The 15339-nt window shown below is 71.8% G+C and carries 13 protein-coding genes and 1 pseudogene; 6 read left to right on the top strand and 8 right to left on the bottom strand.

Annotated features, from left to right (window positions below; translation table 11 throughout):
- Nucleotides 1-12: 12 nt before the first annotated feature.
- The 3 genes from ACFT7S_RS11470 to ACFT7S_RS11480 all read right to left on the bottom strand — a co-directional run bounded on the left by ACFT7S_RS11470 (nt 13) and on the right by ACFT7S_RS11480 (nt 2317).
- Nucleotides 13-876 (bottom strand): alpha/beta fold hydrolase, encoded by an 864-nt coding sequence (locus tag ACFT7S_RS11470; RefSeq protein WP_382729870.1) that lies wholly within the window; start codon nt 874-876, stop codon nt 13-15.
- Nucleotides 877-1005: 129 nt separating this feature from the next.
- Entirely contained in the window at nt 1006-1848 is an 843-nt protein-coding gene (locus ACFT7S_RS11475) for an aminoglycoside N(3)-acetyltransferase (RefSeq protein ID WP_382729872.1), read from the bottom strand.
- A 61-nt stretch (nt 1849-1909) separates the two neighbouring features.
- A complete protein-coding gene (locus tag ACFT7S_RS11480) occupies nt 1910-2317 on the bottom strand; it encodes a CoA-binding protein (protein WP_382729874.1) in 408 nt (135 codons plus the stop codon).
- Nucleotides 2318-2410: 93 nt separating this feature from the next.
- Between ACFT7S_RS11480 and ACFT7S_RS11485 the strand changes: the two genes are divergently transcribed.
- From ACFT7S_RS11485 to ACFT7S_RS11495, 3 genes are all read left to right on the top strand, one after another.
- Entirely contained in the window at nt 2411-3037 is a 627-nt protein-coding gene (locus ACFT7S_RS11485) for a YigZ family protein (RefSeq protein WP_382729876.1), read from the top strand.
- Nucleotides 3038-3163: 126 nt separating this feature from the next.
- On the top strand, nt 3164-4330 hold the full coding sequence (locus ACFT7S_RS11490; protein ID WP_382729878.1) for an exonuclease SbcCD subunit D: 1167 nt from the start codon (nt 3164-3166) through the stop codon (nt 4328-4330).
- A complete protein-coding gene (locus tag ACFT7S_RS11495; RefSeq protein ID WP_382729880.1) occupies nt 4327-7389 on the top strand; it encodes an AAA family ATPase in 3063 nt (1020 codons plus the stop codon). The genes ACFT7S_RS11490 and ACFT7S_RS11495 overlap by 4 nt, the downstream gene beginning before the upstream one ends.
- Here ACFT7S_RS11495 and ACFT7S_RS11500 read toward each other — a convergent pair.
- Nucleotides 7379-7825 (bottom strand): Lrp/AsnC family transcriptional regulator, encoded by a 447-nt coding sequence (locus tag ACFT7S_RS11500; protein ID WP_382729882.1) that lies wholly within the window; start codon nt 7823-7825, stop codon nt 7379-7381. The two genes, ACFT7S_RS11495 and ACFT7S_RS11500, sit on opposite strands and share 11 nt — an antisense overlap.
- A gap of 88 nt (nt 7826-7913) precedes the next feature.
- Between ACFT7S_RS11500 and ACFT7S_RS11505 the strand changes: the two genes are divergently transcribed.
- Both ACFT7S_RS11505 and ACFT7S_RS11510 read left to right on the top strand, forming a co-directional pair.
- On the top strand, nt 7914-8408 hold the full coding sequence (locus tag ACFT7S_RS11505) for a rhodanese-like domain-containing protein (protein ID WP_382729884.1): 495 nt from the start codon (nt 7914-7916) through the stop codon (nt 8406-8408).
- A gap of 8 nt (nt 8409-8416) precedes the next feature.
- Nucleotides 8417-8596 (top strand): annotated as a pseudogene (locus ACFT7S_RS11510) (GNAT family N-acetyltransferase); the annotation flags it as partial.
- Nucleotides 8597-8655: 59 nt separating this feature from the next.
- Here ACFT7S_RS11510 and ACFT7S_RS11515 read toward each other — a convergent pair.
- Nucleotides 8656-10341, bottom strand: a complete 1686-nt coding sequence (locus ACFT7S_RS11515; RefSeq protein WP_382729886.1) for a DUF885 domain-containing protein — start codon at nt 10339-10341, stop codon at nt 8656-8658.
- Nucleotides 10342-10389: 48 nt separating this feature from the next.
- Nucleotides 10390-10935, bottom strand: coding sequence for an Lrp/AsnC family transcriptional regulator (locus ACFT7S_RS11520; protein WP_382729888.1), 546 nt, complete (start codon nt 10933-10935; stop codon nt 10390-10392).
- Nucleotides 10936-10994: 59 nt separating this feature from the next.
- On the opposite strand from ACFT7S_RS11520, the gene ACFT7S_RS11525 reads away from it, so the two are divergent.
- A complete protein-coding gene (locus ACFT7S_RS11525) occupies nt 10995-12215 on the top strand; it encodes a trans-sulfuration enzyme family protein (RefSeq protein ID WP_382729890.1) in 1221 nt (406 codons plus the stop codon).
- Here the strand turns inward: ACFT7S_RS11525 and ACFT7S_RS11530 are convergent.
- Together ACFT7S_RS11530 and ACFT7S_RS11535 are read right to left on the bottom strand one after the other, a co-directional pair.
- Entirely contained in the window at nt 12142-13527 is a 1386-nt protein-coding gene (locus ACFT7S_RS11530; RefSeq protein ID WP_382730253.1) for a GNAT family N-acetyltransferase, read from the bottom strand. The genes ACFT7S_RS11525 and ACFT7S_RS11530 overlap by 74 nt on opposite strands.
- A gap of 125 nt (nt 13528-13652) precedes the next feature.
- Nucleotides 13653-15233: an alkaline phosphatase D family protein gene (locus tag ACFT7S_RS11535; protein WP_382729892.1), complete on the bottom strand. Its 1581-nt coding sequence runs from the start codon at nt 15231-15233 to the stop codon at nt 13653-13655.
- Between the last annotated feature and the right edge of the window lie 106 nt (nt 15234-15339).

Here is a 15339-nt window from a genome sequence, read left to right on the forward strand (position 1 = left end):
CCGGCGGACGGTTCACCACGACGTCCAGCCGAGCACCCGGGTCAGCACGCGCAGCGCGCCGAAGTGTGCGGCGCCCCGCTCCACCACCAGCTCGGCCCCGGGGATGCGCTCGGCGAGCCACCGGGTGTGCGACACCGGCGCGAAGACATCGTCCTCGCCGTGCCACAGGAGTACGGGCGAGGCGATGTCCTCGGGGCGGAACCCCCAGTCGGTGCTGAACGACATCACGTCGTCGACCCAGCCGTCGGCCGAACTGCGCAGGCCCTCGGCGAAGTTCCGGGTGAGCATCGCCCGGATGCCGGCATCGGCGACGATGCCGCGGTCCGACGCGGGCAGCGTGCTGTGCATATCGGCCACCATGCCCGCCGGATCCGCCCGGATCGTCGCCGACCGGAACTCCAGCGCCGCCGTCAACTGGCGTGCTCCGGCTGCCGCGTTGTCGTACTCCCGGACATTCGACTCGGTCATGCCGTCGAACCAGTCCAGGCCCTGCGCGTCGCGCGGCGCCAGTCCGACGAGTGCCGCCGTCCTTGCCGTACGGTCCGGCAGGAGCGCCGCGCAGGCGAGAGCGTGCGGAGCCCCGCCCGACCGGCCCACGACGCCGAACCGCTCGATGCCCAAGGCGTCCGCGATCGCGGCCACGTCCTCGGCGACATGCGCCACGGGGCGCCCGGGCAACCGGTCCGAATCGCCGTAGCCCGGACGGTCGTAGGCGATGAGATGCACGCCCAGCCGGTACAGCACGGAGCCCCGGGGTGCCGGTCCGAGCCGGCTGCCGGGTGTGCCGTGCAGAAGAAAGACGGGCCTTCCGTGCGGTTTGCCGTAGTGCTCGACGGCCAGTTGACGGCCGTCCTCGGTGCGAATCAGCTGCTTCATCCGGCGCCTCCCCCATCGGTCCGACACGCCGCAAGTATGAGCGCAGGCACGGCAGTTGGTACATAGGTGCTCCAGCCAACGGTCGTAGCCGGCCCACACACGGGGCGGGCCCGGCCGGCAGGCCCGGTCCTATGGACGGATCGCCTCCGCCGGGTCCGCCGGGCGGTCCACCCGGTGCTCCGCGAACCATCCGGCCGCGAAGTCCACGGCAGCGGTGAGGCCGACGAGCCTGGTGTACGCCGCGCCGACCCGGCCCGTGCGCACGGCCCCCGTGGTGTCCGACTCCTCGAAGTCCCGCCCCAGCGCGGCGAAGTCGCTGTCGTCCAGATCGACGTCCTCGTACTCCCACCACCGGCGCCGCCCCTCCGCCGTCACCACACAGCGGTAGCGGCGGAGGGGCGGACGCGCCACCCGGTACTCGGCCAGGTGGAAGGCGGTGCACGTATCGAATCCCGTCCCCAGCAGCAGGATCCGGGCATCGCTCTCGTACAGCGCGGCGAGCGGGGAATCCTCGCCGTAGTGGCAGTCCGGGCGATGGCGGGCGGTCAGTGCGTCGGCGGCCGGCCCGAGCGCGGCGAACGAGGTCTGCGGGTGGCCGCTGCGTTCGGCGCCCGGTGTCAGCCGCACCGCCTCGGCGAGACGGCCCACGGACGGCGCGGGCGTGGTCGCCCGGTCGAACGGCGGCATCGCGGCACGCACGGCCTCGCGCCCTTCTTCGCCCAGGCCATGGACGCTGCGGCGATAAGCGGGCGAGGTGTCGGAGTTCTCCGGAGTGATCGACGGGACCACCAGGGTGCCGTCGGGCCCCAGGGCCCGCCGCAGGGCGCCGACCAGGGTGCGGGCACCCCCGTCGACAGCCCCGACGGAACGCATCGAGGCGTGCACCAGCAGCACCCCGCCCCGCCGCACGCCGAGCTCCGACAACTGGGCCGCTGCCCGCTCACCGCTGAGGAGGTCGCTCACGGCGGTCATTGTCCCCGGCGGCGGCCCCGCACGACAGCACGCCCTGGCAGGCCGGCCGAGCCGCGGAAGGTCAGCCGAGCCGCGGGATCTCGATGGCGGGGCAGTGATCCATGACCATGTCGAGCCCGGCCGTGCGGGTACGCGCGTAGGCGGCCTCGTCGATGACACCGAGCTGGAACCAGACGGCCTTGGCGCCGATGGCAGCGGCCTCGTCGGCGACCGCGCCCGCGAGCTCGCTGTTCACGAACACATCGACCACGTCGACGTCGAAGGGAATCGCTTCCAGGGACGCATACCCCTGCTCCCCGTGGACGGTCTCGGCCTTGGGATGCACGGGCACTATCTTCTTGCCGTAGCGCTGGAGCACGTCCGCGACACCGTAGGCCGCCCGCCCCTCGTTCGACGACAGGCCCACGACGGCCCAGACGTCCCCGGACTCGGTGAGGATCTTGCGGATGGTGTCCTGGTCGCCGTACATGCCATGCCTCCTGCGGACGCGAATACTGACTGCCTGCGCAACCTACGGCGGGCGCCGGGGATTCCCCGGCGGGGCGACGCATAGGGTGGCCGGATGCAGGAGCAGTACCGGACAGTCGCCCGTGCGGGCGTGCACGAGACCGAGATCAACCGATCGCGCTTCATCTGCGCGCTCGCACCCGCCGCCACCGAGCAGGAGGCGCAGGACTTCGTCGCACGCGTACGCAAGGAGCACCCCACCGCCACCCACAACTGCTTCGCGTACGTGATCGGCGCCGACGCCTCCGTACAGAAGGCGTCCGACGACGGGGAGCCCGGGGGTACCGCGGGCGTTCCCATGCTGCACATGCTCATGCGCCGTGAGGTGCGTTACGTGGCCGCGGTCGTCACCCGCTACTACGGCGGTGTGAAGCTCGGCGCCGGTGGTCTGATCCGGGCCTACGGCGGATCGGTCGGCGAAGCGCTCGACGCGCTCGGCACCATTACACGTCAGCGCTTCCGGCTGGCCACCGTCACGGTGGACCACCAGCGCGCGGGCAAGCTGGAGAACGATCTGCGGGCCACCGGCCGCGCCGTGCGCGAGGTCACTTACGCGGAGATGGTGTCCATCGGGATCGGACTGCCGGACGCCGATGTCGAAGGATTCACGTCCTGGCTGGCCGATGCGACGGCGGGCTCGGCCACTCTCGAACTGGGCGGGGAAGCGTACGGGGACGTCTGAAACCATGATTGATGCGGGTTCCGGGGGCGACCGGCGCTAGCGTGGTCGGTGCCGTTCGTGGGATCACGGGCAGGCCCCGGGGTGGAGGAAGAGGAACATGCAGGTCGCAGCCGTCGGAGTGACGTTTTGAGGATTCTGCACACGTCCGACTGGCATCTGGGGCGCTCACTCCACCGGGTCCCGATGCTCGACGCGCAGCGGACCTTCCTCGACCACCTGGTGGCCACGGTGCAGGAGCGCGGGGCCGACGCCGTCCTGGTGTCCGGGGACGTCTACGACCGGGCCGTGCCGCCCCTGTCCGCCGTCGAGCTTTTCGACGACGCACTGCACCGGCTCGCCGCCGCCGGAGTCCCGACCGTGATGATCTCCGGGAACCACGACTCGGCCCGCAGGCTCGGCGTCGGCGCGGGCCTGATCGGGCGGGCCGGAATCCATCTGCGCACCGACCCCGAGGGCTGCGACGCCCCCGTCGTCCTGCGCGACGCACACGGCGAGGTGGCGTTCTACGGGCTGCCCTATCTGGAACCCGCCCTGGTCAAGGACACCCTCGGCGCCTCGAAGGCGGGCCACCAGGCCGTCCTCACGGCCGCCATGGACCGGGTCCGCGCCGACCTCGCGAGCAGGCCCGCCGGGACCCGGTCGGTGGTCCTCGCCCATGCCTTCGTCGCGGGCGGCGAGCCCAGCGACAGCGAACGCGACATCACCGTCGGCGGGGTCGCCGCCGTGCCCGCCGGAGTCTTCGACGGCGTCGACTACGTGGCCCTGGGACATCTGCACGGCAGCCAGCGCGTCACCGAGCGCGTGCGCTACTCCGGCTCCCCGCTCGCCTACTCCTTCTCCGAGGCGGATCACCGCAAGACCATGTGGCTGGTCGATCTCGACGCCGAAGGCTCCGTCGCCGCCGAGCGTGTCGACTTCCCGGTTCCCCGCCCCCTCGCCCGGCTCCGCGGACACCTCGACACCCTGCTCGACGACCCCCGTCACGAACAGCACCAGGAGTCCTGGGTCGAGGCGACCCTCACCGACCCGGTGCGCCCGGACGACCCGATGGCCCGCCTCGTGGAGCGCTTCCCGCACACCCTCAGCCTGGTCTTCGACCCGGAACGGGCCCCCGAGGACCCCTCCGCCTCGTACGCACAGCGCCTCAAGGGACGCGACGACCACCAGATCGCGGAGGACTTCGTGGCCCATGTGCGCGGCGGCAGCGGACCGGACGAACAGGAGCGCACGGTGCTGCGCTCCGCCTTCGACGACGTACGGGTGGACGACGGCGTGCACGAGGTGTCCCGTTGAGGCTCCACCGGCTCACGATCACAGCCTTCGGCCCCTTCGGCGCCACCCAGGAGGTCGACTTCGACGCGCTCTCCTCGGCGGGACTCTTCCTGCTGCACGGTCCGACAGGCGCGGGGAAGACCTCGGTTCTCGACGCCGTCTGCTACGGCCTGTACGGGGCGGTCCCCGGTGCCCGGCAGAGCCCTGGGACCTCACTGCGCAGCGATCACGCCCCGGAAGGACTGACCACCGAGGTCTGCCTGGAGCTGACCGTCGGCGGACGCCGCCTGGAGGTGACCAGGCGCCCGGCCCAGCCCCGCCGCAAGAAGAAGGGCGCCGGCTTCACGACGGAGAAGGCGCAGAGCTGGCTGCGTGAGTACGACTCCGAGCACGGCTGGCGCGCCCTCAGCCGTTCGCACCAGGAGATCGGTGAGGAGCTCTCCGAGCTCCTCGGGATGAGCAGGGACCAGTTCTGCCAGGTGGTCCTGCTGCCCCAGGGAGACTTCGCCCGCTTCCTGCGCGCCGACGCGGAGGCCCGCGGCAGGCTGCTCGGCAGACTCTTCGACACCCGGCGCTTCGCGGCGGTCGAGGAACGGCTCGCCGAGCTGCGCCGTGGCGCCGAGGCGCAGGTCAGAGCCGGGGACGAACAGATCATCGGCCTCGCCCAGCGGATCGCGCAGGCCGCCGGACCCGCCGGACGGGAGTGTCCGCTGCCCGAGGACCGGCCCGGCGAGCCCGGACTCGCCGAAGGCGTCCTGGAGTGGGCCGCCGTGGCACGCACCGGGGCACGGGAACGGCTCACCGTCGCCGAGTGGGCCCTGTCCGCCGCCGAGAACCGGCAGGCCGCCGCCCGCCGCGCGCTCGACGCGGAACGCGAACTCGCCAGGCTCCAGCAGCGGTACGAGGAGACCGGGCGCCGCGCCGCCGCTCTCGAGGCGGGCCGCACGGAACGAGACCGTTGCGGCGAACAACTGGAGCGTGCGCGCAAAGCGGATCTGGTCGCTCCCGCGCTGGACCTGCGCGATGAGGCGGAGCGGGCGTACCGCGCGGCGAGCGAGGCCCTTGAGCGGTCGCGCGGGCAGTTGCCCGCGGACCTGGCCGACGCGGGCGCGGAGCAACTCGCCACGCTGGAACGCCGGTTCCGCCAGGAACTGGGCGGACTGGAAGCGGCGCGCCGGGCGGAGCGCCGCAGCACGGAGATCGACGCCGAACGGACCACGCTCGAACGGCAGTCGCGGGCCGACGACGAACTGATCCAGGAGACCGGGCACTGGCTCGCCGGGTGGGACGTCACCCGCCGCGCGCTCCAGGAACGCATCGAGGACGCCCAGGAGGCGGCGACCCGCGCGGAGCAGCTGGCCGGCTGTCTGGCCCCCGCGCGCAGGAGGCTGGAAGCGGCCCGCCGGCGCGACGCGCTCGCCCTGGAGGCGGCGGCCGCCGCCGGGCGGATGTCCGACGCCCGCGAAAGGGCGCTCGCGGCACACGAACACTGGCTGGGCCTGCGCGAGAGGCGGTTGCGCGACATCGCGGCGGAACTCGCCGCAGGACTGGTCGACGGCGCCGCCTGCACGGTCTGCGGTTCCGCCGAGCACCCGGACCCCGCGCGGCCCGGAGACGGGCACGTGGACCGGGCCACCGAGGAGGTGGCACTCGCCGCGCACCGCCGCGCCGAAGCGGCACGCACCGCTGCGGAGCACGAACTCGGCTCCGTACGCGAGCGGTTCGCCGGAGCGAGCGCCGAGGCGGCGGAGCGGGTAGGGGAGGAAGGGGTATCGGAGGAGACTGACGGCCTCACGGTCACCGGCCCCTCGGTCACCGAACTCGACGCGTTCGTCGCCGAGTTGGCCCGGGAGCACACCTCCGCCCACCGACTGGCCGCCGGTACGCACGCGGCGCGGGAAGCGCTCGCCGCCGCCGAGCGCGAGCACGCGGGCCGGCTGGAGCAGCGCGGGCAGGCCGAGCGCCGCGCCGCCGCCCGTACCTCTCAGCGCGAAGCGCTCGACCGTGAACAGGTGGCACTGGAAGCCGAGTTGGTGACCGCACGCGGAGAGTCGGCCACCGTCGCCGCACACGCACACCGGCTGGAACGCAGGGTGGAACTGCTCGGCGAGGCGGCCGATGCGGTACGGACCGAGCAGAGCGCGGCGCAGCGGCGCAAGGAAGCCGACGACCGGCTGGCCGACGCCGCGTTCAAGGCCGGGTTCGACACCCCCGATGCCGCGGCGGCGACCCTGCTCACCGATGCGGGGCAACGCCAACTCCAGCACCGGATCGACGCCTGGCAGGCCGAGGCCGCCGCCGTCGCCGACCGGATCGCGGAACAGGACGCGCACGCCGCCGCCGAACGCCCGCAGGCGACACCGGACGCCGCGCAGACCGCGTACGACACCGCCGAGCGGCTGCTGAGGGACGCCGGGGCAGCGCTCGCCGCCGCCCGCGAGCGGTGCTCCGAACTCGACCGGCTGTCGCGCCGGGCCGCCGAGGAGGTACGCGCGTTGGGGCCGCTGCGCCGGGAGTACGAACGGGTGGCCCGGCTCGCCGGACTGACCGCGGGTACCTCCGCGGACAACGAACGCAAGATGCGCCTGGAGGCGTACGTGCTCGCGGCCCGGCTCGAACAGGTCGCCGCCGCTGCCACCGCCCGGCTCCAGAAGATGTCGTCGGGCCGCTACACCCTGGTCCACTCGGACGCCCGCTCCGGCGGACGCCGCGCCGGGCTCGGCCTGCACGTCGTGGACTCGTGGACCGGCCGGGAGCGCGATACGGCGACCCTGTCCGGCGGTGAGACGTTCTTCGCCTCGCTCGCGCTGGCACTCGGTCTCGCCGATGTCGTCACCGACGAGGCCGGTGGCATACGGCTGGACACGCTCTTCATCGACGAGGGCTTCGGCAGCCTGGACGAGCAGACCCTCGACGAGGTGCTCGATGTTCTGGACTCGCTGCGGGAGCGCGACCGCAGCGTGGGCATCGTCAGTCACGTGGCCGATCTGCGCCGCCGCATTCCCGCCCAGCTCGAAGTGGTGAAGGAGCGGCACGGTTCGGCGGTGCGCCACCGCGCGGCGGACGGGCTCAGCGGCTGATCGGCCGCCGGGGGAGCGGGGAGGAGTACACGATGCTGGTGGTGACGGCGCCGAGGGTGCCGATCCGGCCGGTGACCTCTTCCAGGTGGCTCATGGAACGGGCGGTGACCTTGAGCACGAAGCAGTCGTCGCCCGTCACATGGTGGGCCTCGATGATCTCCGGGGTCGTGTCCGTCAGATCGTGGAACGGCTTGTAGTTGCCGTTCGGGTAGCGCAGCCGTACGAGGGCGAGGATCGGCAGTCCGAGCCGCTCGGGGTCCACCACCGCGGCGTATCCGCTGATCACGCCCAGTTCCTCCAGGCGGCGCACCCGTTCGGTGACCGCGCTCGGGGACATCGCCACGGCGCGCGCCAGCTCGGCGAACGAGGCCCGGCCGTCACGCTGAAGGACATCGAGGATGCGCCAGTCGGTGGCGTCCGGGGAATAGTCGGTCATGTGCGACAGACAACAGGGAAATCCCCGGCTGATCAAGTGGGATGCCGGGGATCTCCACTTCCGCCAAATGATCACTGCCCATAGATTTTTGGTCATGACCTCACAGCTGATCACCACCGAATCGAACCCCGTCCTGCGCGTCCCGCCGGCCGCGCCGGCTGTGGCGGCCGCCTACTTCGGCGCGTCGCTCGCCTTCCACGCCGATGTCTCCGACGTCGCGGCGACCCTCGCGGCGGACGGTGACCCCGGATTCGTCGTCATCGACTCCCGTTCCACCGCCTCCTGGGACCAGGGGCACATCCCCGGCGCGGTACACCTGCCCACCGCCCTCATCGCGGAACAGGCCCGCGAACTCCTCGACCCGGCAGTGCCCGTGATCACGTACTGCTGGGGCCCGGGCTGCAACGGCGCGACGCGCGCCGCCCTCGCCCTCGCCGAACTCGGCTACCAGGTCAAGGAGATGCTCGGCGGCTTCGAGTACTGGGCGCGCGAGGGCTTCGAGTTCGAGACCTGGGAGGGACTTGAGCGGCGCACCGCCGACACCCTCACCGCCCCTGCCGACTCCGAGGACTGCGGCTGCTGACCGCGCGGATGCACGGAGGGCTGCATGCCTTCGTGCTCGACACGACCGTGCATCCCGAAGGCCAGGGGCGGGGGCTCGGCCGCCGCCTCGTGACGACGGCGGCCGAGCAGGCGCGCGAACGGGGAGTGCAGTGGCTCAACGTGGACTATGAGCCCGAACTGGCGGATTTCTACGCAGGTTGCGGCTTCCGGCCGACGGCGGCCGGACTGAGCGGTGCCCGGCCGCGGTGGGCGGCCGGGCCGCGTGATCAGAGCTTGGACAGCTCGTCCACCAGATCGTCCAGGCCGAGGGACCCCTGCGAGAGGGCCGCCATGTGCCACGCCTTGGCGTCGAACCCGTCGCCGTGCGCCTTGCGAGCGTTCTCCCGGCCCAGCAGCCAGGCGCGCTCGCCCAGCTTGTAGCCGATGGCCTGCCCCGGCATCGACAGATAGCGGGTCAGCTCGCTCTCGACGAAGTCGGCGGGCCGGCCGCTGTGGCTGCCGAAGAACTCCTGGGCCAGTTCCGGTGTCCACCGCTCGCCGGGGTGGAACGGCGAGTCCGCCGGAATCTCCAGCTCCAGGTGCATACCGATGTCGATGATCACCCGGCAGGCGCGCATCATCTGCGCGTCCAGGTAGCCGAGCCGGCGCTCCGCGTCGGGCAGGAAGCCCAGCTCGTCCATCAGGCGCTCCGCGTACAGCGCCCAGCCCTCGGCATTGGCACTCACGTGGCCCAACGACGCCTGGTAGCGGGAGAGGTTCTCTGCCACGTGCGTCCACTGCGCGATCTGCAGATGGTGCCCGGGAACCCCCTCGTGGTACCAGGTGGAGACCAGGTCGTACACGGGGAAGCGGGTCTCGCCCATCGTGGGCAGCCAGGTCCGGCCGGGGCGCGAGAAGTCCTCGGAGGGGCCGGTGTAGTACGGGGCCGCGGCGCCGCCCGCCGGGGCGATGTGGGACTCCACCTTCCGTACCCGCTCGGCGAGTTCGAAGTGGGTGCCGTCAAGAGCCTCGATGGCCTCGTCCATCAGCCCCTGGAGCCAGGTCCGCACCTCATCGACACCCTCGATGTGCTTGCCGTGCACATCGAGATGCGCGAGGGCCTCCCAGGGGCCGGCGCCGGGCAGGATCTTCTCCGCCTCGGCCTTCATCTCGATCAGGAGGCGGTGGTATTCGGACCAGCCGTACGCGTACGCCTCGTCGAGATCCAGGTCGGCGCCGTTGTACTGGCGCGCCCAACGCGCGTACCGCTCACGGCCCACGGTGTCGGGAGCACCTTCGATCGCCGGGGCGTACACCTCGCTCATCCAGTCGCGCAGCGCCACGAGCGCCGCCGCGGCCTCACCGGCCGCGGCGTCCAGCTCCGCGCGCAGGGCGACAGGACCGGGCGTGACGAAGTCCTGGAAGAACCCCGAGCCGTTGGTGCCGGCCCACTCCGTCAGCTGCTCGATGAACGTGGCGGTCGGGCGCGGACCCCCGTACAGCTTGCGCTCCAGGCCGAGTTCGAGCGAGGCGCGGTACCCCTCCAGCGAGGCCGGGACGGCCCGCAGGCGGTCCACGACCGCGGCCCAGTCCTCGTCCGTATCGGTCGGCGTGACCGTGAACACCTCACGGAGGCTGTGCGCGGGCGAGTGGAGATTGGAGACGACCCGCAGCCCCTCGTCGGCGTCGTGGACGCCGAGTTCGGCCGTGAGCCGCTCGCGCAGCAGCCGTCCGCAACGCCGCTCGGCATCGCTGTGCGCGCCCGGCAGCTTCTCGGCGGCGTCGAGCTTAGCCAGGGTCTCGCGGGCGAGATCGGCGAGGGCCGTCTGACCGGCGGGCGAGAAGTCGGGCAGCCGGCGTGAGCTTTCGGCGACACCGAGATACGTACCGGTGATCGGGTCGAGTTCGATGAATGCGTCGACGTAGGCGTCGGCGACCTGGCGGGGCAGCGCGCTCTGAGAAGTGTCTGACATGCGGACATCCTCGTACGACGAGGGCCTCCGCGTCACCACCACCGGAAATCAGCCGCCGTACGATCCCGACGGCGAACCGGGCGGTGGCCCCGGCGTCGATCCGGGCGTCGATCCGGGCGTCGATCCCGGTGGCAACAGGGGGCCGCACTCCCACTGCTGGAAGATCAGCCGGGTCTCCACCCTGGCCACTTCGCGGCGCGAGGTGAACTCGTCCAGCACCAGCCGCTGGAGGTCCGCTGTGTCGGAAACGGCCACCTGGACCAGATAGTCGTCGGGGCCTGTGAGATGGAACAGCGCGCGGGACTCCGGCAGCGCCCTGATCCGGTCCACGAACGGGCCGATCAGCTCGCGGCGGTGCGGCCGGACCTGCACCAGGAGCAGGGCCTGCACACCCCGGCCCAGGCGCGCCGGGTCGAGGCGCAGCTGATGCCCGAGGATGACGCCGGAGCGGCGCAGCCGGGTCACCCGGTCCAGACACGTGGACGGAGCCACCCCGACTTCGGCGGCCAGCTCCCGGTATGTGGTCCGTGAATCGTTCTGGAGGAGCCGCAGAATGTGTAGATCTACCGGATCGAGAACGACAGAATCAGCCATGCATCGAACGTAACACGGGGTTTTGCCTCCTCGACCCGGCAGCTGTTCAGAGTGGTGACATGGACACCGAAGCCTCGACGACGCCCCGGACCTCATCCCCGTCCCGGGCGCTGGCCACCGAAGCCGTGCACGCCGGACGCGATGATCTCGCCTCCCTCGGACTGCATGCCCCGCCGCTCGACCTGTCCACCACCTACCCCTCGTACGACTCGAGGGGTGAGGCCGAGCGGATCGACGCCTTCGCCACCACCGGCGCCAGGCCGGACGGGCCGCCCGTCTACGCGCGACTCGACAATCCGACCACCGGCCGCTTCGAAACGGCCCTGGCCCGGCTCGAAGGAACCGAGAGCGCCGTCGCGTTCGCCAGCGGAATGGCGGCCCTCACCGCGGTCCTGCTGGCCCGCGCGAGCATCGGCCTGCGCCATGTGGTCGCCGTCCGCCCGCTCTACGGCTGCAGCGACCACCTCCTGGGCGCCGGCCTCCTCGGCACGGAGGTCACCTGGACCGACCCGGCGGGCATCTCCGACGCGATCCGCCCCGACACCGGCCTCGTGATGGTGGAGACCCCTGCCAATCCGACCCTGGCCGAGGTGGACATCCGGGCCGTCGCGCACGCCTGCGGGTCCGTTCCGTTGCTCGTCGACAACACCTTCGCCACCCCGGTGCTCCAGCGGCCGGTCGAGCACGGTGCCCGGATCGTGCTGCACAGTGCCACCAAGTACCTGGGCGGCCACGGCGATGTGATGGGCGGAGTCGTGGCCTGCGACGAGGAGTTCGCGGCCACCCTGCGCCAGGTGCGGTTCGCCACCGGCGGCGTGCTGCACCCGCTCGCCGGATATCTGCTGCTGCGGGGCCTGTCCACGCTGCCGGTGCGGGTACGCGCCGCGTCGGCGAGCGCCGCAGAACTCGCCAGGCGGCTCACCGCCGACCCGCGCATCGCCCGTGTCCACTACCCGCGGGTGGGCGGCGCGATGGTCTCGTTCGAGGTGTACGGGGACCCGCACCGGGTGATCGCCGCGGTGCGGCTCATCACGCCTGCCGTCAGCCTCGGAAGCGTGGACTCGCTGATCCAGCACCCGGCCTCCATCAGCCACCGCATTGTGGCCGAGGGAGACCGGCGGGCATCCGGTGTCGGTGAGCGGCTGCTGCGGATGTCGGTCGGCCTGGAGGACGTCGAGGACCTGTGGGCCGACCTGTGTCAGGCGCTCAGCGACCCGTCTGTTCAGCCCGCTCGTACGGCGGCAGTGATCGGACGGGAGACGAGTCCAGTCGGGCTGTGACGACGAGCGTGCCTTCCTCGATCTGGTAGTCGAGGGGCAGTCCGAGCCCGCGCATCGCCGCGACCATGCCCGTGTTGTGGGCCTGGGTGACGGCGTAGACGCTCTCGCAGCCGGCCTCGACGGCCAGCGCCACCAGTCGGCCCAGCAGCTCGGAGCCGATGCCGCGGCGCTGCCAGTCGTCCTCGACGAGCAGGGCGACCTCGGTCTCGTCACCGTCCCAGAGCAGGTGGCCGAGCGCCACCAGCTTGCCGGACGCCGTCTGCACGGCGAGGGTGCGGCCGAAGCGCGGGCTCAGCAGGTGATCGAGGTAGCGGCCGGCATCGCGGACCGGGCCGTGATAGCGCAGCCCGAGGGTCCGCTCGGAGCAGCGGTCATGCATGGCGCGGGCTGCGACGAGGTCGCCGCGGTCCGCGCGGCGCACGGTGATCTCGTTGCCCTCGGGGAGGGTGAGCACGTCCTGGCTGCGCGGAACCCGGGGGCCGAGCCGCGCGTCGAGCTCCACGAGGGCGCGGGCCCGGGCGAACTCGGTCGGTGTGAACGGCAGGTGCGGACGCTCCACGGTGATGACACCGCCGGAGGGATCGCGCAGCCGCATCACGGTCTCCTCCAGTACCCCTTCGACGGGTGCGCTCTCACCGGTGGGACGGCCGGTGATGGAGACGGCGGGCAGTGAGTGGATGGTGCAGCGGCCAAGCAACTGTCGTAGTGCCAGCGGAAGTTCGGCGGCATCCAGGGCGGTACGGGTGGCAAGCCCGAGGACCCGGGTCGGGGTGTCGACCAGGTCGTGGGCGTCCGCGCGCTCGATCCAGGTGGAGCTGCCGCCCGCCGCGGAGATCTCCCGGGTGAGCTCCTGCGCCTGGAGCGCTGCGGGCGCCCGCAGCAGGAACTCGTCGACGGTGCCGTTGGCCAGCGGGTGCGTCTGGAGCGTCAGGATGTCGACCCGGAAACGGGCGAGCACGACGCACAGGGCGGCCAGGCTGCCCGGCGCGTCGCGCACGGTCGTCCGCATCCGCCACAGGGCGGTGTCCTCGACGGTCAGTTCGGCCTGGGTCCCGGCTCCGATGTCTTGTGTCGCCTCGTCGCCGCCCGCGCCCGGCGGGGCGTGGCTGTGGTGCCGGGCCCACCACGTGTGGAACGCGGCCGTGGCGACAAGTGCCACGGCCGAGGCGATCAGCAGATAGGGGCCGTCGGGCTGGTGCCCGATCAGGTTGGCGATCGCGTCGGCCACGGCCACCGCCGTGAACAGGGCAGCCAGCTCGATCAGGTCCCGCCGCCAGTGGTGGGGACGGCGGGCACTCTTCGCGGATGTCACATCAGTCATGTCCTCACTGTGACCGAGTGGTGTTGCCTGATCACGAACGGCTTGTGACTGACGGGTTAAGTGTGGATCTGGTTGCCTATCGTCCCTTTTTGTCGGGTCCTCCCGCTCTCATCGGCTCACTGTCCTGTGAGCCCCGGCTGAAGCACCTTGCTGAACAGGACGGTCCCGCCCTGCGCCCGCAGCCGTACCGTGAGCTCGCCGCTGTCGCCGTCGATGTCCACCTCGCCGAAGTACTGCGGCGACTCCATGGGGGAGACGTTCGCCCGCTCCGGTGCCTGGACGAAGACCCGGTCGGGTCCGAAGGTGGCGTCGAGCGCGTTCGCCGGGAAACCACCGGCAGCCAGCGGCCCCGAGACGAACTCCCAGAACGGCGCGAAGTCCTTGAAGGCCGCGCGCTCGGGGGAGTAGTGCTGCGCCGAGGTGTAGTGGACATCGGCCGTCAGCCACACCGTGCCGGTGATCCGCTGCCGCTTGATGTACCGCAGCAGTTCGGCCAGCTGGAGTTCGCGGCCGAGCGGGGCACCGGGATCGCCCTGGGCCACTGCCTCGAAGTTCGTCGCACCGTCCGGGACGACCAGCCCCAGCGGCATGTCCGCGGCGATCACCTTCCATGTGGCGCGTGAGCGCGACAGTTCCCGCTTGAGCCAGGCGAGCTGCTCGGCGCCGAGAATGCCCGTGGTGTCGTCGGCCTGCCGGCCGGGGGAGTTGGCGTTGCGGAAGGAGCGCATGTCCAGGACGAAGACATCCAGGAGCGGTCCGTGCCGTACGACGCGGTGCATCCGCCCCTCGCCGGAGGGCCCGTGAGCTGCCGGGGCCGGGACGTACTCGCTGAACGCCCGCATCGACCGGGCCGCCAGCACATCCACGTTCTTCTCGGTGTAGCGCGGGTCGTCGAGGATCTGGCCGGGGTACCAGTTGTTACGGACTTCGTGGTCGTCCCACTGGATGATGGAGGGCACCTGCGCGTTGAAGCGGCGGAGGTTCCCGTCGAGCAGGTTGTAGCGGAAGTTGCCGCGGTACTCGTCGAGCGTTTCGGCGACCTTCGCCTTCTCCTCGGTGGTGATGTTGCGCCAGATCCGGCCGTCGGGCAGCGTCACACTCGGCTCGATGACCCCGTCCGCGTAGATGTTGTCTCCGCTGCAGAGGAAGAAATCCGGGTCGAGGCGGCGCATCTCGTCGTACACCAGGTAGCCGCCGATGTCCGGGTTGATGCCCCAGCCCTGGCCCGCGATGTCGCCCGACCACAGGAAGCGCACGCCGTCGCGGCGCCTCGCGGGGGCGGTGCGGAACGTTCCGTACACCGGCTTGCCCGTCCGGCGCGGGTCGTGCGGGTCGGCGAGCGTCACCCGGTAGTGCACCTGCTCGCCCGGCGGCAGCCCGTACAGGGGAGTCGTGCCGGTGAAGTCCGTACGGGAGCCGATCAGCGGGCCGTGCCATCTACGGGCCCGGCGGAACGACTCGGTGGCCGACGTCTCGACGAGCATCTGTGCCGGACGGTCCGACCGCACCCACACCAGGGCGGACGACGAGGTCACCGCACCCGTCTGGACACCCCATGTAGCACTCGGCCGGCCGGAGAGCGCGAAGGCTGGGGCCGCGGCGACGGTGGCCGGAAGGGTGACGGCGGCCGAGGCCAGGAGCGAGCCGCGCAGGACGGTGCGGCGGCCGGGGTGCGGGACGTGCGTACGCGACGACATCGATGGGCCTCCGGGGCGATGGGGCGATAGGGCGGTGGGGCAATCGGGGGCAGAGGATTGACTGCTGCCGACCCATGCCTAGTGCCCGGCGGCGGCCACCACACCA

Origin of the sequence: Streptomyces sp. NPDC057136, assembly GCF_042670885.1 — a bacterium.
Classification (GTDB): domain Bacteria; phylum Actinomycetota; class Actinomycetes; order Streptomycetales; family Streptomycetaceae; genus Streptomyces.